Source organism: Tsukamurella conjunctivitidis, assembly GCF_007858475.1.
GTDB classification, from domain to species: Bacteria; Actinomycetota; Actinomycetes; order Mycobacteriales; family Mycobacteriaceae; genus Tsukamurella; species Tsukamurella conjunctivitidis.
This window is the reverse complement of record NZ_VIGX01000090.1, coordinates 1-723: the sequence shown is the minus strand read 5'-3', so window position 1 is coordinate 723 and position 723 is coordinate 1. Positions and strand designations below refer to the sequence as shown.

Annotated in this window: 1 protein-coding gene; it reads left to right on the top strand. The window is 62.1% G+C overall.

The window, feature by feature from the left end:
• Window positions 1-723, top strand: a 723-nt coding sequence (locus FK530_RS24495) for a glycoside hydrolase (RefSeq protein WP_269434186.1), incomplete at its 3' end; no start/stop codon positions are given.

The following is a 723-nucleotide window of genomic DNA, read 5'->3' as shown; positions in this document are numbered from 1 at the left end:
ATGACGGAGTCCGGGTACGTCTCAGGTGGCTTCAAGTCCACCGACCAACAACTCAGCTCTGACTCGGTTGAGCAGTACGTGCAGTACCTGGTCCGGGTCACCCAGCACCTGGAAGAGCAGTACGGCACCTCCTTCGACACCCTGGACCCCTTCAACGAGCCCAACACGAACTACTGGGGAACGGGAATCGTCAACGGACTGCCCTCTGCCCGTCAGGAGGGCATGCACGTCGGACCCCAACAGCAAGCGGTGGTCATCGAAGCACTGCAGAAGGCCCTGGCCGACGCCGGGTCCGATGTGAAGATCTCCGCGATGGATGAGACCAACACCCCGACCTTCGTCACGAACTGGACCTCCTATCCCCAGACGATCCGCGACGCCGTTGCCCAGATGAACGTCCACACCTACTGGTCGCCCACCACCGAGCACGTGCGAGACCTGGCCCGCAGCGCGGACAAGCCACTGTGGATGAGTGAGGTGGAAGGCAACTGGGACACCACCGGATTCAATCCCTCCTCGACTGCCAACGCGCTGGGGTTCGCGGGCAAGATCGCTGATGACCTGCGCGGACTGCAGCCCGCCGCCTGGGTCCTGTGGCAGCCGGTGGAGGACTACTACAACATGGAGCTCCAGGAGAAGCTGAACTGGGGCGAGATCGACATCGATTTCGACTGCCAGTACTACGACACCACAACCGACACCCCATTGGGTGCTGAGGACACC